This is a genomic window from Heyndrickxia sp. NPDC080065, from assembly GCF_050281185.1.
Classification (GTDB): domain Bacteria; phylum Bacillota; class Bacilli; order Bacillales; family Bacillaceae_C; genus Heyndrickxia.
In genome coordinates this window covers 18,964-44,673 of sequence record NZ_JBNNWS010000021.1, presented here as the reverse complement: position 1 = coordinate 44,673, position 25,710 = coordinate 18,964, and the positions used below count along the sequence as shown (strand labels likewise).

The 25,710-nt window shown below is 35.6% G+C and carries 26 protein-coding genes and 1 pseudogene; 10 read left to right on the top strand and 17 right to left on the bottom strand.

Annotation, left to right across the window (positions count from 1 at the left end):
• Positions 1-71: 71 nt before the first annotated feature.
• From ACQKP0_RS21525 to ACQKP0_RS21510, 4 genes and pseudogenes are all read left to right on the top strand, one after another.
• Positions 72-1,256, top strand: a complete 1,185-nt coding sequence (locus ACQKP0_RS21525) for an FtsW/RodA/SpoVE family cell cycle protein (RefSeq protein WP_427407891.1) — start codon at positions 72-74, stop codon at positions 1,254-1,256.
• 168 nt (positions 1,257-1,424) lie between these two features.
• Positions 1,425-1,607 (top strand): annotated as a pseudogene (locus ACQKP0_RS21520) (MerR family transcriptional regulator); the annotation flags it as partial.
• A 42-nt stretch (positions 1,608-1,649) separates the two neighbouring features.
• The gene (locus tag ACQKP0_RS21515) at positions 1,650-1,826 is read left to right on the top strand and encodes a hypothetical protein (protein WP_427407890.1); all 177 of its coding nucleotides are present in this window, start codon (positions 1,650-1,652) and stop codon (positions 1,824-1,826) included.
• Positions 1,827-1,871: 45 nt separating this feature from the next.
• On the top strand, positions 1,872-3,224 hold the full coding sequence (locus tag ACQKP0_RS21510) for a hemolysin family protein (protein WP_427407889.1): 1,353 nt from the start codon (positions 1,872-1,874) through the stop codon (positions 3,222-3,224).
• A 201-nt stretch (positions 3,225-3,425) separates the two neighbouring features.
• Here the strand turns inward: ACQKP0_RS21510 and ACQKP0_RS21505 are convergent, their stop codons facing one another.
• The 8 genes from ACQKP0_RS21505 to ACQKP0_RS21470 all read right to left on the bottom strand — a co-directional run bounded on the left by ACQKP0_RS21505 (position 3,426) and on the right by ACQKP0_RS21470 (position 10,661).
• Positions 3,426-4,199 (bottom strand): ABC transporter permease, encoded by a 774-nt coding sequence (locus ACQKP0_RS21505; RefSeq protein ID WP_427407888.1) that lies wholly within the window; start codon positions 4,197-4,199, stop codon positions 3,426-3,428.
• Positions 4,177-5,160 (bottom strand): ABC transporter ATP-binding protein, encoded by a 984-nt coding sequence (locus ACQKP0_RS21500; RefSeq protein ID WP_427407887.1) that lies wholly within the window; start codon positions 5,158-5,160, stop codon positions 4,177-4,179. The genes ACQKP0_RS21505 and ACQKP0_RS21500 overlap by 23 nt, the downstream gene beginning before the upstream one ends.
• Before the next feature lie 381 nt (positions 5,161-5,541).
• Positions 5,542-5,691 (bottom strand): Lmo0850 family protein, encoded by a 150-nt coding sequence (locus ACQKP0_RS21495; protein ID WP_427407886.1) that lies wholly within the window; start codon positions 5,689-5,691, stop codon positions 5,542-5,544.
• A gap of 112 nt (positions 5,692-5,803) precedes the next feature.
• Positions 5,804-7,315: an MDR family MFS transporter gene (locus tag ACQKP0_RS21490; protein ID WP_427407885.1), complete on the bottom strand. Its 1,512-nt coding sequence runs from the start codon at positions 7,313-7,315 to the stop codon at positions 5,804-5,806.
• 23 nt (positions 7,316-7,338) lie between these two features.
• A complete protein-coding gene (locus tag ACQKP0_RS21485; RefSeq protein ID WP_427407884.1) occupies positions 7,339-8,040 on the bottom strand; it encodes a cytoplasmic protein in 702 nt (233 codons plus the stop codon).
• A 32-nt stretch (positions 8,041-8,072) separates the two neighbouring features.
• Positions 8,073-8,792 carry a polymer-forming cytoskeletal protein gene (locus ACQKP0_RS21480; protein WP_427407883.1) on the bottom strand — a complete coding sequence of 240 codons (720 nt, stop codon included), beginning with the start codon at positions 8,790-8,792 and terminating at the stop codon, positions 8,073-8,075.
• A gap of 14 nt (positions 8,793-8,806) precedes the next feature.
• Complete coding sequence (locus ACQKP0_RS21475; RefSeq protein ID WP_427407882.1) at positions 8,807-9,430, bottom strand: YhbD family protein; 624 nt, start codon at positions 9,428-9,430, stop codon at positions 8,807-8,809.
• 163 nt (positions 9,431-9,593) lie between these two features.
• Positions 9,594-10,661, bottom strand: coding sequence for an NAD(P)H-dependent flavin oxidoreductase (locus tag ACQKP0_RS21470; protein ID WP_427407881.1), 1,068 nt, complete (start codon positions 10,659-10,661; stop codon positions 9,594-9,596).
• Positions 10,662-11,039: 378 nt separating this feature from the next.
• Here ACQKP0_RS21470 and ACQKP0_RS21465 point away from each other — a divergent pair, with 378 nt between their 5' ends.
• The 5 genes from ACQKP0_RS21465 to ACQKP0_RS21445 all read left to right on the top strand — a co-directional run bounded on the left by ACQKP0_RS21465 (position 11,040) and on the right by ACQKP0_RS21445 (position 19,509).
• Positions 11,040-11,699: a hypothetical protein gene (locus tag ACQKP0_RS21465; protein WP_427407880.1), complete on the top strand. Its 660-nt coding sequence runs from the start codon at positions 11,040-11,042 to the stop codon at positions 11,697-11,699.
• A gap of 21 nt (positions 11,700-11,720) precedes the next feature.
• The gene (locus ACQKP0_RS21460; protein WP_427407879.1) at positions 11,721-12,944 is read left to right on the top strand and encodes an efflux RND transporter periplasmic adaptor subunit; all 1,224 of its coding nucleotides are present in this window, start codon (positions 11,721-11,723) and stop codon (positions 12,942-12,944) included.
• 558 nt (positions 12,945-13,502) lie between these two features.
• Positions 13,503-15,113, top strand: coding sequence for an alkaline phosphatase (locus ACQKP0_RS21455; RefSeq protein ID WP_427407878.1), 1,611 nt, complete (start codon positions 13,503-13,505; stop codon positions 15,111-15,113).
• A gap of 48 nt (positions 15,114-15,161) precedes the next feature.
• Positions 15,162-16,724, top strand: a complete 1,563-nt coding sequence (locus tag ACQKP0_RS21450) for an SWIM zinc finger family protein (protein ID WP_427407877.1) — start codon at positions 15,162-15,164, stop codon at positions 16,722-16,724.
• Positions 16,717-19,509: a DEAD/DEAH box helicase gene (locus ACQKP0_RS21445; RefSeq protein ID WP_427407876.1), complete on the top strand. Its 2,793-nt coding sequence runs from the start codon at positions 16,717-16,719 to the stop codon at positions 19,507-19,509. The genes ACQKP0_RS21450 and ACQKP0_RS21445 overlap by 8 nt, the downstream gene beginning before the upstream one ends.
• A 118-nt stretch (positions 19,510-19,627) precedes the next feature.
• Here the strand turns inward: ACQKP0_RS21445 and ACQKP0_RS21440 are convergent, their stop codons facing one another.
• Positions 19,628-19,801 (bottom strand): hypothetical protein, encoded by a 174-nt coding sequence (locus ACQKP0_RS21440; RefSeq protein WP_427407875.1) that lies wholly within the window; start codon positions 19,799-19,801, stop codon positions 19,628-19,630.
• Positions 19,802-19,818: 17 nt separating this feature from the next.
• On the bottom strand, positions 19,819-20,169 hold the full coding sequence (locus tag ACQKP0_RS21435) for a single-stranded DNA-binding protein (protein WP_427407874.1): 351 nt from the start codon (positions 20,167-20,169) through the stop codon (positions 19,819-19,821).
• 284 nt (positions 20,170-20,453) lie between these two features.
• Between ACQKP0_RS21435 and ACQKP0_RS21430 the strand changes: the two genes are divergently transcribed.
• The gene (locus ACQKP0_RS21430; protein ID WP_427407873.1) at positions 20,454-20,885 is read left to right on the top strand and encodes a YwpF-like family protein; all 432 of its coding nucleotides are present in this window, start codon (positions 20,454-20,456) and stop codon (positions 20,883-20,885) included.
• A gap of 53 nt (positions 20,886-20,938) precedes the next feature.
• On the opposite strand, the gene ACQKP0_RS21425 is transcribed toward ACQKP0_RS21430, so the two are convergent.
• From ACQKP0_RS21425 to ACQKP0_RS21395, 7 genes are all read right to left on the bottom strand, one after another.
• Positions 20,939-21,301 carry a hypothetical protein gene (locus tag ACQKP0_RS21425; protein WP_427407872.1) on the bottom strand — a complete coding sequence of 121 codons (363 nt, stop codon included), beginning with the start codon at positions 21,299-21,301 and terminating at the stop codon, positions 20,939-20,941.
• Positions 21,302-21,563: 262 nt separating this feature from the next.
• Positions 21,564-21,791: a hypothetical protein gene (locus tag ACQKP0_RS21420; RefSeq protein WP_427407871.1), complete on the bottom strand. Its 228-nt coding sequence runs from the start codon at positions 21,789-21,791 to the stop codon at positions 21,564-21,566.
• 138 nt (positions 21,792-21,929) lie between these two features.
• Positions 21,930-22,355, bottom strand: coding sequence for a 3-hydroxyacyl-ACP dehydratase FabZ (gene fabZ, locus ACQKP0_RS21415; RefSeq protein WP_427407870.1), 426 nt, complete (start codon positions 22,353-22,355; stop codon positions 21,930-21,932).
• 66 nt (positions 22,356-22,421) lie between these two features.
• Positions 22,422-22,694: a DNA-directed RNA polymerase subunit beta gene (locus tag ACQKP0_RS21410; protein ID WP_427407869.1), complete on the bottom strand. Its 273-nt coding sequence runs from the start codon at positions 22,692-22,694 to the stop codon at positions 22,422-22,424.
• A gap of 175 nt (positions 22,695-22,869) precedes the next feature.
• Positions 22,870-23,703: a flagellar hook-basal body protein gene (locus ACQKP0_RS21405; RefSeq protein WP_427407868.1), complete on the bottom strand. Its 834-nt coding sequence runs from the start codon at positions 23,701-23,703 to the stop codon at positions 22,870-22,872.
• A gap of 27 nt (positions 23,704-23,730) precedes the next feature.
• Positions 23,731-24,543 (bottom strand): flagellar hook-basal body protein, encoded by an 813-nt coding sequence (locus ACQKP0_RS21400; RefSeq protein WP_427407867.1) that lies wholly within the window; start codon positions 24,541-24,543, stop codon positions 23,731-23,733.
• A 27-nt stretch (positions 24,544-24,570) separates the two neighbouring features.
• On the bottom strand, positions 24,571-25,572 hold the full coding sequence (locus ACQKP0_RS21395) for a rod shape-determining protein (RefSeq protein ID WP_427407866.1): 1,002 nt from the start codon (positions 25,570-25,572) through the stop codon (positions 24,571-24,573).
• Positions 25,573-25,710: the final 138 nt, after the last annotated feature.

The following is a 25,710-nucleotide window of genomic DNA, read 5'->3' as shown; positions in this document are numbered from 1 at the left end:
AAAGGAAACCTTTTCCGAAGTTTAAGCGTCTATAAATATTGACGTGTTAACATAGAAATTAGGTGAAATAATTGAGTCAGCAGAAAAAATTATTGGATAAAATTGATTGGACATTGGTTCTTATCTTGCTCATGTTTTTAATTATAAGTTGTATTTCTATTTCGAGTGCTCAAACTTCTGCACAATATAAAGGAAATTTTGTCCTTCAGCAAGGTTTTTGGTATGGAATTGGATTAGTGATCATTGTGATGTCCCTTTTTCTTGATCCTAGCCAATACCGAAAGCTAAGCTTTTACTTTTATGGATTCGGAATTTTATTATTAATCGGACTGATTGTAGCACCTCACTGTATTGATAATGGATGTTTAGTTCCAAGAAAAAACGGGGCTACCAGCTGGTACGTCCTACCTGGCCTTGGACAAATTCAGCCATCTGAATTCATGAAAACCTTTTTAATCTTGGCCGTAAGTAGTATCATAGCCTCTCATAATGAAAAGTTTACTATAAAAACGCTAAAGACCGATTTGTATCTTTTGCTTAAAGTAGGGCTGATAACTGCACTACCCCTTGGATTAATCATGAAGCAACCAGACTTAGGTACAGGTTTGGTTTTTATCGCCATTGTAGGGGGACTAGTTCTTATTTCAGGAATCTCTTGGAAAATCATCGTCCCGTTGTATTCCTCCATACTTGTCATTGGAGGAACTATTCTTTACTTTGTTATTTGGGCACCTGACTTTCTTGTAAAATACTTAAAAGTTAAATCGTATCAGTTTGATAGGATTTATGCATGGCTATACCCTGAAAATTACCCTGACGAAAGTTGGCATCTCTTATTATCACTTACCGCTATAGGGTCAGGTGAAATATCTGGTAAAGGTCTTTTCAATAAAGAAGTATATTTACCAGAAAGACACACCGATTTTATTTTTAGTGTGATTGGAGAGGAATATGGATTTATTGGAGCTAGTATTGTCATTTGTTTATACTTCTTTTTAATTTATCATTTAACGAAAACAGCCATTATTACAAAAATCCCTTTCAATTCCTATGTTTGTGCCGGAGTTATTTGCATGATAACTTTTCATGTCTTTCAAAATATCGGAATGACCATTCAAGTACTTCCAATAACAGGTATTCCACTTCCGTTTATCAGCTATGGCGGGAGCTCATTAATGGGAAACATGTTAGCATTAGGAATCATTTTTAGTATACGTTTTCATCATAAAGAATATATGTTTTCTTCGAAAAATTGAGCTAGTCTATTTTTTATATTAATGAATAAAAGAGAATACTGTACAATGCGCCTCCATAAATTATGATAAAGGAACTCAAAAAGCAGCACGTTTGACTGTACGGTTTATTTTTTCTATAATACGTATATTAAGTATGTTAAGGGGTGATCGGATGGGGCTGTATATCGTATTGGAGAACTAGCATCTTTAGCGAATGTTTCTAAAAGAACGATAGATTACTATACTAGTATTGGATTATTACGTGCAAATCGCTCGAAGTCTAACTATCGTATATACGAAACAGAGGCATTAGATGACTTAAAATTTATTGAAGAGTGTAAAAAACTGTCCCTGCCTCTTGATACCATTCGTAAGAAATTACAAATTAAAAAAGGTAGCAAGCTAGATGAAAAATTGCTTTTACAAAGAGTCGATTTTATTCATCATCAAATTAAACAATTAAATAATGATTTATCTGATTTAGTTAAAGCACTAGAAACATTAAATCAAGAGGAAAAAGCAGAGTTTTACAAAAAGTTGTTACCAGAAAGCAATTGTTTAGTACAATCTATTAATCTACTTACAAAATAGGAGGTGACTCCTATCTCGTTCAACATACGGGATAGGTAAACTTATTTGGACATATTTAAGCTGGTGCTTGTTTTTGTATTAATAGCACTTTCCGCATTTTTTGTTGCTTCGGAGTTTTCGATTGTAAAGATAAGAAGCTCGCGTATTGATCAGCTAATTGAAGAAGGTAGCAAAAATGCCCTTGCTGTAAAGAAAATTCTTTCTAACTTAGATGAATATTTATCTACAGTTCAGCTAGGTATTACTATACTTTCTCTTGTTTTAGGGTGGATTGGAGAAGGCGTTGTTTCAAAACTGTTGGAACCAATATTTACTTTTATGCACATATCTGGCCCATCGGTACACGTCATCTCAACTATACTGTCATTCATATTGATTACATTTGTTCATGTAGTTGTGGGTGAATTGGCTCCTAAAACGATTGCTATTCAAAAGGCTGAAACAGTAAGTTTGTTAACTTCTCGACCACTTATCTTTATCCATCGTATACTATATCCGTTTGTTTGGCTTTTAAACAGCTCCTCTCGACTTGTGACAAAACTATTTGGAATCAAGGATGTAAGTGAGAATGAATTAGCCCATACGGAGGAAGAATTGCGCATTATTGTGTCCGAAAGCTATAAAAGCGGTGAAATTAACCAATCTGAGTTTAAATATGTGAATAAAATATTTGAATTCGATAATCGAATTGCGAAAGAAATTATGGTTCCACGAACTGAGATTACTTCTCTTTCAAAAGAGGATTCACTTGAAGAGCTTCTACAAATAATTCGCGTGGAACGCTATACTCGTTATCCAGTGATTGATGGAGATAAAGACCATATCATCGGAATGGTTAATGCGAAAGAATTGCTTACAGAATTATTAAGTAATCGGGAAATGACAAAACAAACGCTTAACTCTTTTATACGGCCAATCATTCGTGTAATAGATACGATTCCAATCCAAGAATTACTCGTAATGATGCAAAAGGAACGTATTCACATGGCCGTATTAATCGATGAATATGGCGGAACTTCAGGTCTTGTAACTGTTGAAGATATCGTCGAGGAAATTGTCGGTGAAATCCGTGACGAATTCGATATGGATGAAGTGCCTCTTGTTCGAAAAGTGAAAGAGGATCACTACATTATCGATTCAAAGGTACTTGTTTCTGAAGTAAATAGTTTACTCGGTATTGATATAAATGATGAAGACGTTGATACCATCGGTGGATGGGTATTAACGGAAAATTACGAAGCCAAACAAGGCGATATCATTGATTATGAAAGCTACGAATTCATCATTAAGGAAATGGAAGACCTTCATGTAAAATACATTGAAGTAAAGAAAAAGCAAACACAAGATGTTATGCTCAAATCACAAGTTCCTATTGCTAATTCGGAAGCTGTACTATAATAAAAAAGCACTGCAAAAATTGCAGTGCCTTTTTTAATGTGCGAAATATTGTCGCTACTGCACGAATTTTGGTCGTAACCGCACAAAATTGAGTCCGATCTGCATGAAAACCGGTCCGAACTGCACGAAAACCAGTTCGAACCGAACGAAACAGGACTTTCCTCCTATACATTAGGTATTACCGATGAATCCTAATCTCGATTAATGCTGTCCCAATACACCCTTTATCATTGCTGTTTTTTCGCAGCGTTTAAATACCACAATTCCAATTATGAGATAAATCACAGCATTAGCGATTAATAATGTATAATCACTAAAAGTAAAATCGCTTAACCTAGAATTATGAATCATGATCCCCCTTGACATGTCTACTCCTTTAACAACTGGAAGAACAACTAAGTAAGGCAAGTTTGAAATAGGCGCGAAGGTTAACCCCATTAATATAAATTGAAAAATTTGCAAGAATGAACCTATTTGTTTAAAGATGATCGCCAATCCTGCAATCATAAAACTAACACCAATCATGCTAATTAATGTCAACATAAGAATCGGAATAATAGAAAATGCATCTATATTTAACCATGTATTCGTTGTGAGCATTGATAAATATAGAAGTATAATGATCATAATAAGCTGAAGAACCGTCGTAGAGATGATTCTAGCTAATAATATTCTCCACGCGCCCATCGGTGACATATACAACTGCTCAAGTGTACCGAGCTGTGCCTCATTCATAATACTCCATCCGATTCCTTGCATAACCATCATCGCTAAAAACCAAAACAAATAATTAACAATTGTATTCTGTACATTTAATTCGATAGTCGATGGATCCCCAACAATTTGAATACCAAAGAAAAGAAAGAGAAAAATCGCATAGAACGTAATTAACTCACTAATGGTATTGGGGAGATACCTTTTTAAGTAAATATACTCACGGCGAAAATTCGCCTTAAACAGATACAGCCACTTCATGCCCTGTTTCCCCCTTAACAATTTTCATAAAGACCTGTTCAAAGTCAATAATCGAACGATCTACTTTTTCTATAACAATATTTCTTTCTTTAAAAATTTCAATCACTTTATAGAAATCATCACTGTGTTGAATAGTTACAGTTACAATTGATTGTCCCGATTCGTTCATTTCCGTTTGAACGATAAACTGTTGTTCAATAGTTTCTCGATCTTTCAATGACAATGTTGAACCGACAGTAAATGAATAAGCCTTCGTATCAAACAGTGATAGTAAATTGCTAACACTATCATCTGTTACAATTCTTCCCTCGTTAATGATCACAACCCTTTCGCATATTTCCTGTACTACAGGCATATCATGAGAGCTTAGGAGAATGGTTTTATTATATTCTTGGGCAATTTCTTTCAATAATTTTCGTATTTCATAGCTTATTTCCACATCTAATCCTAAGGTTGGCTCGTCTAGAAAGATAATTTCTGTGTTAGCAAGAATTGCAACCGCAATCGAAAGCTTCTGTTGCATCCCGCGCGATAATGAATTGACCATTTCATTTGCTTTTTCCGTCAAATTTAGTCGTTCAAGAAGTTCATCTATCCGTGCAGATATTTCCTTTTTCGACAATCCTCGATTTCCTGAGAAATATTCCATGTTTTCTCGCACCGTCAATCGCCAATAAAGGTTCCGATTTCCTTCTAAAACAGTGGAAATATGTCGAAGTGCCTTCAATCGATGCTTTATCATATCAATTCCATTGATTGTAACAGTGCCTTCGTTTGGCAGCAACAAGCCGCACATCATCTTTATTGTGGTCGTTTTACCAGCTCCATTCGGGCCAAGCAGCCCAACAACCTCCCCTTTTTTCACCTGTAATGAGATCCCTTTTACAGCTTCAATTAATTCGTTCGACTTCCTTTTTTTATAGCTCTTCTTCAAATTTTGAATATCTATAACATACTCCATCCAAACACCTCTTATGAAAGAATTTTCTGTATTCATTATACAATATCATTTTCCAATGTTCTCCATCTTGAGACTGATATTTTTTCAGACTTTTATGGGAAAAGGGGGCTGTTAATTAGAAATGCGCAAGCACCTTGCTCATCGGCGTACGGATTTCGTAGTCTTCGACTGAGATAAAGGAAACACGGCGAGGTAGTTCAGGGAGCCGATGTTGACTTATCGTAGGGAGGAGACGAAGAAATCCGCTAGCCGATAAGTGCTGGAGCTGGACATAGCAGACACTTTTCATGTCTAATATCCTTAGTAAACTTTATTCTTTCTTACCTTTTGAAAAAGCCTAAAAAAAATAAGCCAGATACAATATCTGACTTATTTTTATAATTAATGATGTAGTTTCGGATATTTTGGGATGTTTTTTACTTCTTCTAGCACTTTGAAGATTTCTAGTCGGGACTTTGTCTTTGAAAGTTTTACCCCAATTTCCGCAAAGTTAGCAATGACTTTTTTTAATTGATCATGATCTCTTTTCAAGGAAGATCACCTCTTCAAATTTAACATCTGCTCATATTTTAACCTAAACTACTAATGATGTATATTGATTTCGAAAAATTTTAACATTTTTTTAATGAATTTTTACTATTTTCTAATCTAACTTCTTTTCTTTATTAAATACCATTCTCTCTTTACTCATAACAAAAATAAATAAAAACGCTAGGACTGCCGGAACTAATCCCCACATAAATGTTTGAACGATAGATGATGATAGACTCGTAGTTATTTTATCCAGAATTTCTGCTGGTATTTGTGTACGTGCCTGCTCATTAAGAATTTGATTGGGATCAAGGGATACATTGTTAGGCATTGATCCCATTCCTTTGAATGCATCTTCCATTTTATTCGAGAATACATTTTTTTGAATCATTCCAAATATAGTAATCCCTATCGTCATACCTAAAGACCGAACGAAGTTACTCGTTGACGTAGCGGAACCCCGCTGTTCTGTTCCAAAATTATGGATAGATGCCATTCCTAATACCGAAAAGGAGAAACCGACTCCAAATCCCGTAATGATCATATATAGTGTGAGGACTATTCTTTTTGTTTCTGGAGTTAATGTCGTTAATAAAAACATTCCTATAATGGTAATGACTCCTGAGAAAAACATGATGTTCCGGTAGCTTAATTTCGTTGTTAAAAATCCTCCTAATTGTGCAGAAACGACTGAACCTAACATCATCGGTAAAAGAATCAATCCAGAATTCGTTGCACTCCCCCCATAAACACCTTGGACAAAGATAGGGATATAAACCGTTGCCGCCATAAAAGCTGCACCATAAAACAAAGCTACTAGTGTACTTCCAGCAAATAGCCGCTTTTGAAACATCTTAAAAGAAATGATCGGATCAGATACTTTCTTCTCAACCCAAATAAATATGAGCGATAACCCTATAAAACCTGCAAATAAACCTAAAATGACAGAGGAATCCCAATCGAATTTTTTCCCGCCCAATTCAAGAGCAAACATTAAGCATACGACTGCACCGACAAGAGTAATGGCTCCCCACCAGTCAATTTTCTGTTGAACATGCTGTTTCGATTCATAATAAAAGAATGTCACTAACACTAGAGCAAGGATCCCTAACGGAAGGTTGATTAAAAACACCCAATGCCAGCTAATATAGTCTGTAATATAAGCGCCAATTAGTGGTCCAAAAATACTCGAAAGACCAAAAACCGCTCCAAATAATCCCCCCATTTTCCCGCGTTTTTCTGGAGGGAATATATCAAATACAATCGTGAAGGCAATTGGAACTAATGCTCCGCCACCAATCCCTTGAATCGCTCGATAAATACTTAGCTGCGTAATACTGTCTGCAGTTGCACAGAGAATGGAACCTGCCATAAATAAGATTAATCCCATTATAAAAAATCGCTTTCTGCCAAACATATCTGATAGCTTTCCAAAGATCGGCATCCCAGCCATTTCTGCTACCATATAAGCAGATACAACCCATACGAAACTATCTAATCCACCTAAATCTCCAACTATTGTCCCCATTGCAGTTACAACAATCGTATTGTCCATGGAAGCCATTAATATTCCTAATAATAACCCCGCTACGACAAATCCTAATTTACTTTTTTGATCTACCATACATTCATCTCCCAAAAAACCTATTATTTTTTCTTCTCTTTTACCGTTGCCGATTTATGTTGATTATAGTTCTCTTTATATTCAACTAAGTCAATTTCACATCCTGGACCAATTTCAACACTATTCCCTCTAACAACCTTTGCATTTGTATATTCTATATAAATATGGTCTCCCTCGATCAATTCCGTTGTTAAATTACCAACATGTTTACCTAGGCCGAAAAAAGAAGACCTTTTTTTAATATTGATAGCCTCTCCACCAATTTCTTTCACTCTACTTTCTCCATATTTCAAGCCTATATTAATACTGCCTGCATTTAATAGTCCGCCAATTTGAAATCCACCATCAAGCTGAAAGGTTTCAACCTCGCAATCTCCTTTTACGGATATACTCCCTTTTACATCTAACTCTTCCCCTTGTACATCTCCCCCAATATCCCCTGTACCTCGGATAACCATTTTATTTATTGATAAATCCCCATTTGTATCCAGAGTACCGTAAATTTTAATTAAATCAGATTTAATATTTTCCTTTACATCCACGGTTCCAAAGATAGAAATCGATCCAGCCTTTACATTTCCTAATAAAGAACTCGTACCGTGAATTTTGAATTGATGACAATCAATATCATCCGTAATTGTCGCTTCCCCTTTTACTTTTATCTTGTTATAGTGACCACCCGCATAACTCCCAGAACCAAATATATTTAAATTCCTTCGTTCCATTACTTTTTAACCTCCTTCCATTTTTATTCTCGTTATAATTTGTTGCTTTCTTTCACAGATGAACCTTTATCGATTGAACACTCCTCATAATATTCCACTAAATCAATTTCACAACTTGATCCAATCGTAACATTGTTCCCTCTAACCACTTTTGCATGGACTCCTTCAAGATAAATATCGTCACCTTCAATCATGTCAGTAATAAGTCTTGTAGGAAATAAGGCTTTAATCAATTTCATAAATCCCGATGGTTTCTGTCTAATTCTGATTGTCTGCCCGCCTATTTCCTTTGCTTTACACTCTGCATGAAGAGTAATGTCGATATCCTCTGCATTTAATAGACCGCCAATAGAAAATTGACCTTCCGTAACAAACTCTTCGCTCTCACAGTTTCCACCGATATTCGCCTTCCCATTGATTTTGATTTTTTCGCTTTTTACTGTACCGCCTATCGAACAATGGCCTGAGATCCTAATTGTTTCAGAAGTTACATCACCATTTAATGCCGCATGACCATCAACCTTTATATCCCTAGCCACAACACTACCGTTGATTTTACCCTTACCATTTATTCTTACACTTTCTGCAGAAGCATCGCCGTTTAATGTTCCCATACCATTACAATCATAGTTTCTACAATCTATATTTCCATTGATTGTTCCATTACCATTGACAACAACCTCTTTAAATTGACCACCGCCAGATGATCCAAACCCATTAATCATTAAATCGTGTTTTTTATCCACACTCATGAATAATCCCTCCATTACATCCACTTTGATTTCAATTCTTCTAAACAATTAGATATCGAAAGACGAGACACCCTTTTCGTTCCATTTTCAAAGAATAGTTCGTCACTATTTGAAGCTAAGAAACATGAAGAAACACCTAATTTACGTATAAAGATTAATTCAGCTGTTTTTAAATCTACTTTCCGATAATAATCACGAAGTACTTGCATAACCATTTTTCCTTCGTCAAGATTGATATCACCTGATCGAAGCATCTTTTCAAGAATATAAATCGTTAAAGTTTGCTCAAAAGAATATTCCTTCATAGGTCCACTATTTTCTTTAAAAAAATGTATAACAGGCTGTGAGGCAATTTCACGTTTTATAATTTCGCCTTCACTAAGATTTAGTTTTGCTAGATCAGGAGAAAATACGTCTGCCAGCTCATCTAATGATAAGTTCTCCTTCATTAGTTGAATTTTTTCAATTCTATCTAAAATCTTTTCTTTTGGGAAAAATGTTTCTTGCCCTGTAAAAGTTGATTTACGAATAAACCATTCTTCAGGTATTAAATTTTTCCGCTTCCATCTATATAACTGCCCATATGAGATTCCAGTAAGTTCTAACAAGTCCTTTTTTGATATTAAATCCTGACTCATCTTTAACGACTCCTTTCATGAAATTAATGTAACATAACACTGTTACGTTACGCAATTGCTTTTTTAATAAAAATAAAAAAATAGTTAGAATGCCCATAACGAAACACTTCCTTAGAGTATTTCTAAACAAAAAAACAGCCCTCTTCAAGGCTGTCACAGTGTTCTATTTCATACTATCTCCTATATTTTTACACCTATCTACAATTTGTTGAATAAGTTCAGCTGCAGTTAAATTCTTACTTAGTCTTGGACTTTGTCCGGACCAAAGCGACATGAAGTTAGGTTTGTTTTGTTCACCTGCTGCTTTACGAATTTCCTTCGTTAATGTGTTTTGAAAAGGGTACCCTAGTAATTCACTTTCATATTTGCTCATTTCTTTGATGAATTGATTATTTATTCCTCTTGCATGCTTACCAGAAAACACTGTTGTAAGAACGGTTTCATCTTCAGGTACATTCATTATAGCTTTTTTATATAATTCATGGGCGCCGCTTTCCTTACAAGTCAAGAATGCCGTACCCATTTGAACTCCTTTTGCCCCTAAACATAGTGCAGCCATTAGACCTCTTTCATCCATAATACCTCCTGCAGCAATAACGGGGAGATTCACCTGATCTACCATTTGCGGAACAAGAGACATTAATCCGATTAAACTCATCTCTGGTTTTTCAAGAAAGGTCCCGCGATGTCCTCCCGCTTCACTCCCTTGAGCCACCACTACATCCATGCCTAATTGCTCCACTAATATGGACTCCGTAACGGTTGTTGCCGTCCCCATTAAATATATCCCAGCACTTTTTAACTTGGTCACTACATCTTCAGATGGAAGTCCAAAAGTAAAGGAGCAAACAGGTACTTCCTCTTCCAAAATAATATTCACTTGTTCTTCATATCCACTTTTATTATGTAATATTGGAGTTTCAGATCGGATATTTAAGTCCTCACGATATTTTTGCAGCCGTTCGTTAGCCTTCCTTATCTGCTCTTCATTTGCCACACATTGTTCAGGAATAAATAAATTAATTCCAAATGGCTTCCGGGTTAAAGCTTTCACCTCACGAATAAGCTGCCTTGTTTGATCAGGATTTAAGTATCCCGCACCAATCATTCCTAAACCACCAGCATTTGAAACTGCTGCAACCAATTGTGGTGTCGTAATTCCACCAGCCATTGGCGCCTGAATGATTGGGTACTCAATATTCAAGCTTTTGCTCCATTCATTTTGTAACACAGTTACCATCTCCTTCAAACTTTGATTCAATTGTATCAACCCAATAATTAGAAATAAACCAATTTCTATTATGCTAAGAAAAGCGCAAGCGCCGCAGCTCTAGCGTACGGATTTCGTAGTCTTCGACTGAGATAAAGGAAACACGGTGAGGTAGTTCACGAGCTAGTGAAATTGGCACTTCAAATTTCACCCGATCTTGACTTATCGTAGGGAGGAGACGGAGAAATCCGCTAGCCGATAGGCGCTGGAGCTAGACACATGATTGGACATTTCTCGATTTTTTCCTACATCTTTATACTTATTTTTTAGAAGTGTTGGAATATATTTGTAGAATGATATAAAATAATGATAGATATTTAATCTGACGGGGGTTTAATTATGGTCTACCAATCTAGTATTTTGCACTTATTTAAACCAAAAACTACATTCTTTCAATTAAATAAAGCAGAGACTATCTATGGACTTAAATGGAGGCTATTTTGGCTAATCTTATTGAGCACAGTTATTTTTACTGTTGAAGGGTTTTTGGGGATTGGGTCAGCATCCATATCTAGATCTCTTACTCTTATTCATCCAAATATTTATGAATGGCATAAAGCCCTTTACGTCTTTGGAAAAATCATTTCCGGAATCCTTTATTCCGTTTGCATATTGTTTATCCCTTCACTTTTTCTCAGCATTTTTGCTGAAGTATCTTATCGTAAATTAGTTGTTTTACAAGTATTTGTATTGTTTATCCTCTTAATGGAACAATTAACCTTTATTCCCTTGTTATTGTGGCTTAACCTGGATTGGTACTCTTCTCCCCTTTCATTCGGGATTATCGGGCAATACATAACAACCATTCCTTTTTTCGTTGCTTTGTTCGGCTGCCTCTCCATCTTTAAAATTTGGGGAATATATATTCAATATAAAGGACTTTGTACACTTTCAGAAAAAAATCGTTTGCCATTACTTCTTTTAGTTATCCTGATCAATTTGATCTTCTGGGGTGTCACAGCACTGCTTACTTATATTGATTTTTATCGTTTACTATAACGGATGGCGAGGTGAAAAATGATGAAAAAATGGCCCTATATATTAGCTTTAATTATTTTATTCATTGGAGTAAATATATTTTTAATAGAAAAAAAGAATAATAAAATTGATCGAGTACATCTTATTTCTCAATGGGATACCGTAAAAAAAGATGACTTGATTGAATCTTTCCCGAGTAACGGTGTTGTTGCACCATCTGAATATCATTATGTTTATGTTGATAAAGAAGCAGGATTTAAACAGTTCTTAGTAAAGGAAGGTGACACCGTTGAAACGGGAACACCTTTGTTTGAATACTCCACTTCAAATATAGAAATACAAAAAAATTTATTAGATACTGAGATCGAACGACTAAAAAAACAAATTTCTAGCATTGATACACATATTCAAAATTTACAATCCTTGCTATCATCTGCAAAAGCTGATGAGCGTACGGATAAAAGTAAAGATAAGAAAGATAAAAAAGGAACAGCCAATCCTAAAGTAGTCTCCTATTCTATTGAAATGCAAATTAATGATAAGGAACTCGAAAAAGAAAAGCTTGAACAGCAAGTCGAACAATACGAAAGTCAAAAATCGAATTATGATGATGAGGCTTCAAACTTAAAAATTGTTAGCAATACTTCTGGTATTGTAAAAAAGATATCCTATAATTTAAAAAATCCGGTCATCACGATTGTCTCAAATACCCCTATCATTCAAGGAAAATTAACAGAAGCTCAGCTATCAAAGGTTGAAAGCGGCATGAAAACAGTCAGCACTTCGAGCCTTTTTAAAGGAAAAATTGATGGAGTCATCGAAAAAGTTTCTACTACACCAAAAGAAAAGCCTAAGGTTGAGAAAAAATCATTTTATCCATATGAAATCTCCCTTAGCGATCATGATCAGAAGATTCAAGAAGGCTTTCATGTGACAACACAAATTATAACTAAGGAAGTAAAGGATGCAAATATCGTAGAAAAAGGCAGCATCGTGAACAATAATAAACAATATTCTTTATGGGTTTTGAATAGAGGACTCCTAGAAAAGAAAAATATAAAACTAGGCTTACAAGTAAATGGAAAACAACAGGTGGAAAGCGGAGTCGAATTAGGAAATTTTTATCTTAACAATCCGAGTATGATTGATCAATCAGGCAGCTTTATTACTCATCTAAAAGCAGGAGAAATAAATAAATCTGCAATAAAAGATGTAGGGGTAAAATCAGCACTTAAATATGTCCTTATTGGGATTCTTCAGAGATAAGTAAAGGCTCTTTTCTAATACTTTGTTGCTATTTGTAACAAAGTAAAAATCGGCAGAGATTTTACGTAGTAAATATCTAGTAGGATTTTTACGGTTATTTTTGCACCTATACAAAAAGTATGGGATGAAGAAAAGAGCACGAAACCAATTTAATTAAGTATTGGAGCTGTTTACGAAAAGCAACAATCTTTACGAAAGCAGCCTAAGTAAAAGAGCGCCAGCAGTAGTTGGAGCTCTTTTTTTGTTTTGCTTCTTTATATTCCTTTAATAAAGAAGTGGAAATAAGAATATTTTACCTGTAATCTCAAAAGCTATACATACTAGGAAAAGCGGAAGCGCCTTGCTCATCGGCGTACGAATTTCGTAGTCTTCGACTGAGATAAAGGAAACACGGTGAGGTAGTTCACGAGCCGATGTTGACTTATCGTAGAGAGGAGACGGAGAAATCCGCTAGCTGATAGGCGCTGGAGCTAGACATAGCAGACACTTTTCATGTCTAATATCCTTAGTAAATTTTATACTTTTTTACCTTTAAAAAAATTGAGGTGATTACCCATCATGAGAGTACTTTCTATCTTTATGCTGCTTTTTCTTTCAGCTATGACTGTACATGCTGAGCAGCCTGTTCAAAAACCTAAAAAGGTAATTTTTATGATTATGGATGGAACAAATTCTGATGTCGTTACACTCTCACGCTGGTATAAAGGTGGACCTTTGGCACTTGATGACTTTCTCGTTGGAGGGGTTCAAACACACTCCTTACGATCCGGGATAACCGATTCTGCAGCAGCTGGAACAGCAATGGCTACAGGAAAGAAAACAATTGAAGATATGATTGGGATGATTCCTTTTTTAGATAAAAATGACGGGTACATTGCCCGCCCCATATCAACTGTACTAGAAGCTGCAAAATATAAAGGAATGTCAACTGGTATTGTCTCTACTTCTCCTGTCCAGCATGCAACACCAGCAGCATTTTCGGCCCACTCCGTCACGAGGAATGACTATGATGATATTGCTGAACAACAGGTTTATCAAGGAATGAACGTAGTATTAGGCGGTGGGAAAATGGCGCTGCTCCCTGAGAGCAGTTTAAATACTAAATTAAACTCCGGGAACAATGCAATCGGATCTAAGCTTCCAGTGTACCGAAAAGATGGAGAAAATTTGATTACTGTAATAAAAAATAAAGGCTATCAATATCTAGAAACAAAGGTCCAGCTAGAGAAAGCAACAGGCCCGAATATATGGGGAAGCTTTGCTGATGAGGATATTGCCTATGAATTCGATCGAGAAAAAGTAGCTCCACATCAACCTTCCTTAGCACTGATGACCAAAAAAGCGATAAACCTTTTATCGAAAGATCCAAACGGTTTTTTTCTCTTTGTAGAAGGGAGTAAAATTGATTGGGCTGCACATAAGAATGACCCCGTTGGGATGATTAGTGAAGTATTGTCCTTTGATGCAGCTGTTAAAGAGGCATTAGATTATGCCAAAAAGGATAAAAATACTTTATTAATTGCAGTAACCGATCATGGGAACAGCGGGCTGACGATAGGAAATAGTCATACGAATCATACTTATTATAAAACACCGGTACATCAATTTGTTGATCCGTTAAAAAAAGCGAAGTATACGTTAACAGGTGCTGTTGCCAAACTTAAAATTGACCGCTCTAATTTACGACAGGTTGCAAAGGACTATGGGTTAACCCCCTTATCTCAACATGATTTTCATCGCTTAATGAATGTAAAGGATATTGAAACAGAGATGGCAAAGCAATTAGCAAAACGTGCAAAGCTTGGCTTTACATCGCGAGGACATACAGGGGAAGATGTATTTTTGTACGCATATGGTCCCGGTAAACCAACTGGACTAATCAATAATACAGAGATCCCAAAGCATATTGCTACTTTCTTAGACCTGCCGTCCTTTACTAAACTGAACCAGTCTCTATTTGTAGACGCTAAACAATTTTACGAAAATAAAGGTTACAATACTAAAATAGATCTTACAAATAAAGCGAACCCTGTTTTCCTAGCCAATAAAGATGGTGAGAGTATAGAATACCCTGCAAATAAAAATATTAAAGTTTTTAACGGAAATGTTGTAGAATTAAAAGGGAATAGCATTTATAACGGAAATAAATTTTGGATTAGTATTGAATAATGGGGGAAATTCCCCCCTTTTCTTTCTATATGAGGAGGTGTTTTTTCTATGCGTGAAGATATAAAACAATTCAGTGATCAATTACAAAAACTACTGGATCCTACCAATGAAATTCACCAAAAGCTTGTTCAAAAGGGATTGTTACTATATCGTCAGCAGCTAGTTTACAACAAAAAAACATCTCAAACAGGGGTTTCTGGCAAGGTACAAGATGTGACACCTGTTCAAGTAGCTTTGGAATGGTCTGATCCATCTGCAAGCCAATGCTCCTGCCCTCACCAAGGAATATGCCGCCATCAGCTCGCTCTCTTTTTCTCCGCTTACAGTGAAATCGGAAGTGTGTTTGAATGGATACAGGAGTGGAAAAAGAATGATTCATCTACTCAGATTTTACATAGTATTAAAAGAGGCAGTGACTTATTACAAGAAAAAGCATCTACTGAACAGGATGGAGTACAAGCATGGTTAACACGTTTTCAAAAAGCTTATCAAGGTATTGATGCCGGGAATGAGTTTGTTTTAGAGGTTACTTGCAAAAACAAATACCGCAGTCTCATTGAATTTGCTCCAGTTCAACGTGAATGGAGACCTCTCTATCAGCTTTTTGCTGCATACGAGTCGATGAAAATCGTCAACCAAATTTGTTCCAATCACCAAATTCGGACATTTAAAAGATTCTATGATTTTTTGATAGATGAAATAGATGAAGCTTTGAAAATATTAACGGTGTCAGCAAATCCTTTTGCATTCGATTCATACTTAAGCTATTTACGAGAGGACTGTATTTTTTTACTAAAAGAGTCCACATTTTATGAACTAGAAATGGTTGAATTATACCAATTATTATGGACATGGCTTTTCAAGCAAACGATTTGGCGAAAATTAGAACATCAACGGTTAATTGATCTAAAAAGAGAAAATAGTGTTCGGGTAAAAATCGGGCTTATCCACCTTTCTATTTTGTGTGGCTATGATGATTTAGCAATTGAGGAAATTCAAAAGTATGGTTCGGATATCGTTTATTTTTCGTCCTTATGGCTTAAATTCTTAAGTGAACAAAAAGCTCATAATCGCTTTTATCTTTATTTAAATACAATCGTAGCATTCCTGCCACATTACTTAGAAAAGACTAGTGATTATGACCGTTTTGCGTTCATTCGGTCATTTTTTCAATTTATTAATGAAGAAGTATTAGCAGAACAAAACCCGATTTTATTGGAAAAGATATATATACAGACTCTCCCTCATACCTATTATCAGTACAGTGATTACTTGTTTGCTAAGGAAAAATATAAAGAGTGGGTTGAATTACAACACTTTAAAGGTGTTGAACTTGAGTCTATTGATCGGTCCAAGCTTGAAAGCGTGGCTAAACGGGATCCACATCTCCTCATGCCACTTTACCATGAGGCAATTGATTTTTTGATTGCTAGCCGTAATAGGGATTCTTATAAAAAAGCCGTAAAATATTTAAAAAAATTGCGCACTCTGTATAAAAAAGAAAAAACAACAGACATTTGGGAAAACTATTTTGACGATTTATTAATAAAAACGAAACGATTACGAGCGTTTCACGAAGAATGTAAAAGGGGCAAATTGATTCATGCTTAAAACAAGGTTGTTAAAGGTTCATATTAAACAATGGGACGATGGAATGTTCTTTATCCATGTAAATGATGAAAATGGGAATCAGGTTAATCCAGTTGGATGGAAGCGACAATTATTTATTTGGCACAAAGAAAGCTTTTTCGGAACGGCATTGGCCTTGACTGAACTTCAAAACGTTGAAGGAGTTAAACTAAATAGCTGGGAGCTCTTAACATTATTAGCAACGGAAAGCTTTAGCTCCATTATTCAATGGGATTGGGATGAAGTGGCACAGATATACCTTGCAACAGCCTATACGATGTATGAAGCAGTAAATAATGGAGCCTTCTCCCCCTCTTTCAAAAGTGATGAAGCAAGCATAAAATGGCCCCTTCCATCGTTAGTCATAGATGATTTTAATGAATCGTTTTGGGAACAAAAAATTAGTGATAAAAATGTTTTGGAAATAATAGAAGAATGGTTTCAATCAGCCGTTGAAAATTATTTAAGTTCAAGTCCGGAATTGAATGAGAAAATTTCCACCTTAATAAGCTCGGCTCTATCATCAGAAGAACTTACAACCTATTTTGACGAGGTTCGATTTCAAAAATGGTTAGGGATAGACAATAAACGGCCCTTTCATATCGGACTTCGGCTTACCGAACCTGAGTCAGAGTTGGATCCATGGAAATTAGAAACTGTTTTACGAGATATTCAAATAACTGATCGGTTGTATTCAATGAACGATTTGCCCTCAAAGTGGAAACCTTTTGTAAATGAAATTCTTGAAGAACAATCCAGATGGCTAAAGCTATTTCCCTGGTTAAAAGGAAACAAAGGACTGACGGATGAGCTTGATGAGGAACAAGCATGGAATTTCTTAACCGAAGCTAGTGAGAAACTGCACGTATTAGGTGTAGAAATATTACTTCCATCATGGTGGATGGCGATAAAAGATGCACAAATTACTGTAAAAGCTAGAATGAAGCAAACTGGCAGCAGTTATCGTCCATCATTTGTCGGATTAAATGCTATGATCGATTTCGATTGGCGTTTATCCGTTAACGGTTCGGATTTATCCGAAGATGAATTTCAAGAAATGATCGAAAGTAAACGAAGACTGATTAAATTGAATGGGCAGTGGGTTCGATTCGATCCAAAAATGATTTTGCAGATACAGGGTTTAATGAATCGCGCCAAAAAAGAAGGTTTAACAGTTAGAGACATCTTTGAACAGGAATTTATCCCTAATGATGAAGACCTTTTAGAAGACTTTGATCCGAGAGCTTTTGCAAAAATACAAATTGAACTTAATCGTTCGATAAAGGCATTGATCGGGCAGCTTACAGATATGACGAATATTCCTCAGCTGGAAGTGCCTTTTGAATTTCAAGGTACTTTACGTCCGTATCAAATACAAGGATATAGTTGGTTAGCCTTTTTACGGCCATTCCAATTTGGTGCGATACTAGCTGATGATATGGGGCTTGGGAAAACCATTCAGCTCATTGCTTATTTATTACATGTCAAAAACACATTTGATCCAGCAACACCAGCCTTAATTATATGCCCTACCTCGGTGCTCGGGAACTGGCAGAAGGAGTTTGAACGCTTTGCACCCGATTTACAGGTGGTTCTTCATTATGGTTCTAATCGTCCAAAGGGAGAGGCGTTTAACAGGTCTCTCGAAAATGTGGACGTTATTTTGACCACATATGGTATATCCCATCTTGATTTTGATGAGTTGTCAGGAATAAATTGGAGTACGATCACAATCGATGAAGCACAAAACATAAAAAATGCAGGGACAAAGCAGTCGAGAGCCATCCGTAAGCTTCAAGGAGATCATAAAATTGCGTTAACCGGAACACCTATGGAGAACCGATTATCAGAGCTATGGTCAATTTTTGATTTCACTAATCACAGCTTTCTAGGGAATTTTACACAGTTTCAAAAGAAATATATATTACCGATTGAAAAGGACGGTGTTGAGGAAAAAATTCGTGATTTGCAATCATTGATTCGCCCATTCTTACTGAGACGGACCAAAAAGGATCCTGATGTAGAATTGAATCTTCCAGATAAAATTGAGCAAAAGGAATACTGCCCATTAACGCCAGAGCAGGCATCCCTTTATGAACAGTTGATTCGTGATACATTCGATCAAATCGAAACATTATCCAGCTTTGAGCGAAAAGGATTAATATTGCAAATGCTTAACCGTTTAAAGCAATTATGTAATCATCCAAGTCTTTATTTGAAAGAGGAAGCTCCACAGCATGTAGAAAAGCGATCTTATAAAATTGAGAAGCTGCTAGAACTCCTGACATCTATACTAGATGCAAATGAAGCTTGCTTAATTTTTACCCAGTATATTGGAATGGGAAAAATGATCCAGCAAATACTCAAACAACACTTTAACTTAACTGCCCCGTTTTTAAACGGTAGCATGCCAAAAGCCAAGCGTGATGAATATGTACAGGCATTTCAAAATGGAGAGTTTCCAATCTTTCTTATCTCCCTGAAAGCGGGAGGAACAGGGTTAAACTTAACTGCGGCAAATCATGTCATACACTTCGATCGTTGGTGGAACCCTGCAGTTGAAAATCAGGCAACCGACCGAGCTTACCGAATCGGCCAGAATCGTTTTGTCCATGTTCATAAATTCATTACAACTGGTACATTAGAAGAAAAAATCGATGCAATGCTCGAAAAGAAGCAAGCGCTAAACGATGAAATTATTCAAAGTGATAACTGGATTACCGAACTTTCAAATATCGAACTGCAGCATCTATTGGCTCTCTCATAAATTTATGAAGTTAAAAAAAGTGACCAGTTTTTTAGCTGGTCACCATAATTAAGAAGCGTATGAGGTTTGTTACTTCTTCTCTGATGGGGATTGATTGGAGAATAGGATTTAATTAAAATTATGAGACATTCTTTCTTATTTGTGTTGAATCAAGTTTGCTATTTAGCTGCTTTTCTAAAAAACTTGTTTGTAAGCTGAGGTTAACTACTCTTTGATTGGCTTTTCCCAACATTATGATTAGGTCTTCTACTAAATTTTCTAATCTTTCTATTCTTTTCTTAAGATCTTCCATATCGTATCCTTTCCTTTTTAAGTTGTATGAAGCTCCCGATCTTCAGATGGCTTTCCTCCTAAAAATTTTACCGAATTTGCGACTACCTCTGTCACATAAACTTTTTTACCCTCTTGGTTTTCATAGTTTCTCGTTTGAAGTTGTCCAACAACACCGAGGATTGAACCTTTTGTGCAATATTTAACGGTGTTTTCTGCGGCTTTGTTCCATAACGTACATAGTACAAAATCGGCATCATATTCTCCTGCACTGTTCCGATATTGACGATTTAAAGCGAGGGTTACATTCAGGACAGCTTTTCCATCCAATGTATAGCGAAGCTCAGGTTTTTTTGTCAACCTCCCTACTAAAGTAACTTGATTGAGCAAGCAGTAATCATCTCCTTTCTTTAACTGCTCTTATCATATCTTGATTTGCAAAAATGGTAAAATTAAGGAAATTGTGTTTTCACCATTTTAATTAGGATAAAAATAAAGTATTCATACTCAAAATTAGATTTTGCTTTTAACTTTTATTCAAAAGTACTTTTTTAGTTTTTTATCACTTTTTTTGTAGACCCTTTTGTTCATAATGCTAAAAAATAGGGAAAGAGATTTTTCTTCTTTCAAATAGAATATGTTATAATTTGAACAAATGTGGAGGAGGAATTTAGATGAAAACCTTCAAATTAGTGTCGCTGCAAGTTGTAGATGATACAAATATTATGGATATCCCTTTAGAAGAAGGGATCATCATCAATAAAGAAGACGGAAAAATGACTTGGTTAATTGAAGCATATACTGATAAGAAATTTTATGATTATTTTCGATCAGCCCAACAAAAGCCTGATGATTTAGAGGTACAAGCCGTTATAACTAATGAAGCAAATGACCCTGCTCCTTTTAAAACCCATGTTCGTACGATCAAGTCATTTGATAAGTTTATGAGTGTTTTACTGGAAGGGCACTTAAATATTAAACGAAGTGAATATGCAGAATTACTTTTAAATGATTTAATTAAAGAAGGATTTAGCGGTCAAAATTTAGTGGAAGAATTTAAAAACCGAATGCGCAAAAAGACTCGATTTGCAAAAGCGAAAAAATAAAGCACTAAAAAGCTCGCTCGGTTTTTAAACCGGTGAGCTTTTCTATATAAATACTAATTTTTTAAATGATTCAATAGATATTTCGCTTCCATTTTACAAGAAAAAGAGTAATCTTCTTGTAGTTGATCAAATGCTTTAATTTGTTCGTCTGTTGGCGAATCGGTAAGAATTTTTTGAATGGTTTCATTAATTTTGGCAGCCAACTCTTCATGAAAAGTCGGATCCCTCTTAATATCATCACTTAAATTCTTATACCATGAAGCCTGCTCATTAATATATACTTGCCATTGCTTAATAAAATCCTCTAGATTATACTTTTCTTCATCCCAGCCAATTTCCTCCATATATTGCTCAAAAACCGTTGAGATGGATCGGGAAATGCTAATTTTCATGCCCGAAGATAATGTATTTAACATCTATGTAAAATACCCCCTAAATAAATTACTATTTAGACCATTTCTTACTATAACATAATTCAACTTTTAACTACAAGAAAAAGCAGAGATTCTTCTGCTATTAATTAATTATTTTTTTAAAATTGCTTCTTTTTTTAAATGTCATAATTTCTAGCAATTACGATTTTGCGGCATCTTTCCTTAAAAAAATCCGCACTCAAATATTGAATGGGAAGATATGTATTTTTCTTTATTAATACATACTTAAAAATAAGAGCCTTATTTACTTTTTCTTCTTTATATTTCCCATATTTATGTCTGTATCATATTTTTCTATTTTATTGTCGGTGCTATTGGTATTAGTATTATTTAAATCTGTTTTATTGTTATTTAAATCAGTGGGATTGGGATTATTCGTCGGTGTTACAGGTTTTTGCTTATTTGGTGTACAGCCTGCAATAAGCATAGCTGCGAGCACAGTAATTCCCAATACTTTTATCATCTTAAACATTTGTGAAACTCCTTTCTATTTCCCGTATGCAATGGTAACATTACTATTCCCTCTATTTACAAATTGCATACAGAAAAGGTCTGTTTCTTTACAGACCTCTAAAGAGCTTACAAATATAGTTCTAACCTCGAGCTTTTCTTAATTCCCTAATGCAAACATGATTTCCGTCTCACATGCAATTTCACCGTTTACGGTCGCTATGCCTTTTCCTTTGCCAACGGGGCCTTTTAAACGGATAATCTCAACTTCTAATTTTAGTTGATCCCCTGGTCTCACTTGGCGTTTAAATCGACAATTATCAATTCCAGCAAAAAAGGCTAATTTCCCTTTGTTTTCTTCCATTTTAAGCATAGCTACCGCTCCAACTTGTGCAAGAGCTTCTACAATTAATACTCCTGGCATAACTGGGTAATCTGGGAAGTGTCCATTGAAAAACTCCTCATTGCCAGTTACATTCTTAATTCCGATAGCTTTTTTTCCTTCTTCAACTTCTAAAATTTGATCAATTAATAAAAATGGATAACGATGTGGAATAATTTCTTTTATTTGTTGAATATCTAACAATGCAAAAACCTCCATATGTACTTCAGGTTTACAAAAAAAGAAAAGGGAGTCTTCTTGCCCCTTTCCTTATTTTTTATTTACTAAATCAATTATATGGGTCCATGTTGACTTTTTCAATGCGTCCTTCGGATTTCCATCACCAAGTACCCCATAGCCAACAATTACTCCTGCTATAACACTAATGAACACTGTAACAACCACAATGATGATTCTCAACCATATAGGAAATAAGCGAACTCTGACCCTCCGCTTCTCTTTCCTTTGCGGTTTTTCTTTGGTCTTTTCTTTTTTATATTGTTCACGTGTTTTTGGACTTTGCTGGATTTCCTTTTCAGTCATTGAAAAAACCCCTCTTTAAGTACAAGTTCAAAAAGGAGGACAAAAAGAGCCGAGAAGTTCGAGGAAGGGCAGTCTGCGAGCACCGGAACGTATGCTTTTAATACGTGAGGAGCAGAGCAGCAAGCTGACGAAGAAATTCGACAGCTATTTTTCCCGGACTTTTTGAACAACCTCTTTAACGAATTCCGTTTACTAATCCCATCATTTGATCTGACAACGTAATTGCTCTTGATTGAAATTGATAGGAACGTTGAACATTAATTAAATCTGTCATTTCTTTACCTAGATCTACATTAGACTCTTCTAAGGAACCTTGTTTCATTGAAACTTGGTTTCTTAATGGACCTGTCAATTCTGTTAAAACATTACTTACATTTACTCCCACATTTTCAGGTAAACCAAGTAGATTTTCACCCACTTTTTCAAGAAATTGGGGCTTCTCTAAGGAAATGATACCTAGATTCACATTCTGCAGTTTTCCATTTGGTAACTTTACTGATAAATTCCCTGTTCCCGATATAGAAAATTGATTTGCATTTCTATTAAACGTAATCATTTGATTATTTTCATCTAGGATTGGATAACCTTCACTATTTACAAGCATGACTTCATTTTGACTAATCGGAGATAGAGATAGGGCACCATCTCTTGTATATCGAACTTGGTTTACTCCATTAGTATTTACTAATACCTTCAAAAATTGTTTTTCATTTGTAAAGGCAATATCTAAAGGACGTCCAGTTTCTTTGAGGTTCCCCTGCTTTAAAACCATTTGAGACTGAGCAATTTTCGCACCTACACCTAAGCGTATTTCGGCAGGGGTCAATCTCCCTACTTCATCATTTTTATTCGGCTGATTATTAAATGATTGCGCTAAAAGATCGGTAAAAGTAACTTCTCTTTTTTTAAACCCATTCGTTTGGGCATTAGCCATATTGTTGCTAATAATATCAAGTTGTTTTTGCAATTGATTCATCGTATTAGATGCTACAATCATTGATCTATTCACAGATTATTCCCTCACAATACATTTCGATTAGCCATTTACTCGTCCGATTTCATTTACTGCTTTTTCCATGCTCTTATCATACGCTTGTAGAACCTTTTGGTTTGCTTCAAAAGATCGATATGTCGAAAGCATTTCGGTCATCGTTTGAGAGACATCGACATTAGAAGCCTCAAGATAGCCTTGCTGCAAACGATATTGATTATTAGCTGCAGTAGGAAGCATCGTATTATTTTCGGGCCGGTATAAACCATCCCCTTCTTTAAGCAAAGAATTAGGATTATTTGAAAAAGCTATACCTAATTGAATAGGACCGGCTCCATTAGAGGTAATGACTCCTGTACTGTTCACCTTAAATTGATCACTATCTAATCGAATCCGATTTTGCTGATTATCTAATACATAAAGGCCATTTGCAGTAGTTAAATATCCGTTTTGATCTAAGGTAAAGTTACCATTACGAGTGTATTTTGTTTGCCCATTTTGATCCCTGACCGTAAAAAAAGCACTACTCGTGTTTCCATTCATATCGATAATAGCTAAATCAGTATTTAGTTCCGTCTCTTGTAAGTCGCCTTGTTTAAACTTTGGAATTGCTTCTTGCAAATAAACTCCAGTATTAAGTGCACCAATCGTTTGAAATTTTGAAAATGAAATATTATTCTCCACGGGTATAGATTTTGGGTCAATCCGCTCAAGCAACATCTCTGGAAATGCCCTAATCGTTGATTGGTCACTTTTATAGCCAGGAGTATTTGAATTTGCCATATTATTCGTCAGCAAATCAGTTTTCCGCTGTTGTGTAAGCATTCCTGATGCTGCTGTATAAAAACCTCTTAACACTGCTCTACACCCGCCTTTATTGATAAATTATAATAATCTGCGATTTGCGATTTTATCCATGTTCTCAAGCATAATTCCTGTTCCAATGGCAACAGAGTCCATAGGTTCTTCAGCAACCAATACTGGAACTTTTAGCTCTTCAGCAAGCAGTTGGTCGATTCCATGAAGAAGGGCTCCACCTCCAGTTAAAATCACGCCACGATCAATAATATCAGCTGATAGTTCCGGTGGAGTTTTTTCTAAAACATTTTTCGCTGCTTGAACAATTACGGAAACGGATTCTCTTAAAGCTAATTCCACTTCTTTTGAATTAACAGCAATGGTTCTAGGAAGACCTGTAACCATATCACGTCCTCGTATTTCCATTTCTTCGTTTCTTGAACCCGGGAAGACCGTTCCAATATTAATTTTGATATTTTCAGCAGTACGCTCACCAATTAGCAATTTGTACTCTTTTTTAATATATTGAAGAATTTCACTATCAAATTTATCTCCTGCCATTTTTATCGAAGCGGATGTAACAATATCACCCATGGAAAGTACGGCAACATCTGTTGTTCCGCCACCAATGTCAACTACCATATTCCCACTTGGCTGAAAAATATCCATTCCCGCACCAATGGCAGCTACTTTAGGTTCTTCTTCTAAATAAACCTTTTTCCCACCGCTTTTTTCTGCTGCTTCTCTGATTGCTTTTTGCTCTACGCTTGTAATGTTTGTTGGGCAGCAAATTAAGATTCTTGGCTTTGATAAAAATCCTTTTACATTTAATTTATTTATAAAATGTCTTAACATTGTTTCCGTTACATCAAAATCAGCGATTACTCCATCTTTTAAAGGACGGATTGCAACAATGTTTCCAGGAGTTCTACCGACCATACGGCGAGCTTCTTCGCCAACTGCCAATACTTTATTTACGTTTTTATCAATCGCCACTACAGAAGGCTCATTTAAGACTATTCCCTGTCCTTTTACATGTATTAATACATTCGCCGTCCCTAAGTCTATACCTATATCCTTCGCAAACATCAATTGATACTCCTTCCATTTGTAAAAGCTTTATTTTTTATTATTAAAGGGCTATCTATGTAAAATTTATATGTTCAAAAGTTTTTATTCCCTAAGATAATATTTTAGCATATTTTTGTCGATATTAGGAATGAATTG